Source organism: Hyphomonas sp. UBA3601, from assembly GCF_002375605.1.
Lineage (GTDB): Bacteria > Pseudomonadota > Alphaproteobacteria > Caulobacterales > Hyphomonadaceae > Hyphomonas.
Genome location: NZ_DFME01000046.1, coordinates 56,883 through 57,941, shown reverse-complemented (window position 1 = coordinate 57,941; position 1,059 = coordinate 56,883). Strand labels below are relative to the sequence as shown.

Below are 1,059 nucleotides of genomic sequence, written 5' to 3'. Positions count from 1 at the left end.
CATCGCTTGTGTCTGCTATCCCGGCTTCGGCTCAGATAAGCATGGAAGCCGGCGGATGGTCAGATACGCCGCTAGGCTTCAGCCGCGATGCCCAGGCCAATCGCGTCATCGTCGCCGGCGGAGGATCCAGATCCTCAGCTACCAACGGTTCCTTCGGGAGCACGCGTGCGATGATGCCGTCATGGTCAGGTACAACAACTGGCGGCAGTGCTACCGCAATCGGCAACATGATCAGTGTGGATATTGAAGGCAACAACAACACCGTGATGGTGGATGCCTCCCAAATCAGCACGGGGAACCAGACCGCAATCGTCGCTCACCTTCCAACGAGTGGGAGTGACTGATCATGACCTATCGAAAAGCATTTCGCACGTTTCTGATCGGCGCAGGTCTGGTCTTTTCGACGGCTTGCACGTCGATGGAAGGAATCGTCTCCAATCCCGACTACTTGTCGACGGGCGCAATCGTGGAAGATAGCTCCACTGCGTATTCGGGCCAGCTGAGCTGCATGAAGTGGAGCACACCAGCGGAGAAACCACGGATTGCCGTGGGCGACATTCGCGACATGACCGGAAGATTTTCAACTTTCGAAGGCGCAGTGGCCACGCAGGGCGCCTCTCTGATGGTAATGTCGGCAGTGAGCCAGGCTGGTTTTCCACTGGCTGAACGTCTGGATACGGCGGTCGCCGAGCAGGAGCTGGAATTCGCAAACAATCGGTTAATCAGTGAAGCTGGCGAACCAACCGAAGACTACCGCAAAGTATTCACAGGTTCGATTGCCGGCAGCGACTACATCCTGCTCGGCGGTATCACGGAACTGAATTTCAACGTGCACAGCGATGTTCGCGAAGCACGTATAGGGCCTGTTGTAGGTGGTGAACGCCACTATGCAATGACTGTCGCCCTGGACCTCCGTCTGGTCAATGCCACTGATTTGAGCGTGGTAAATCTGGTCAGCCAACGGAAAATAATTCGCGGGCGCGAAATTCGCGCGGGTGTGTTCGAATTCATTGGGGACACAACCATCGACATTGGCATGGGCGAGCGCGCTCAGGAGCC

At 56.5% G+C, this 1,059-nt stretch carries 1 protein-coding gene and 1 pseudogene; both read left to right on the top strand.

What is annotated here, in order from left to right; genetic code table 11:
* Window positions 1-344, top strand: a pseudogene (locus tag B4F73_RS05435) (hypothetical protein); the annotation flags it as partial.
* A gap of 2 nt (window positions 345-346) precedes the next feature.
* On the top strand, window positions 347-1,059 hold a 713-nt coding region (locus tag B4F73_RS05430; RefSeq protein WP_290481757.1), incomplete at its 3' end, for a CsgG/HfaB family protein.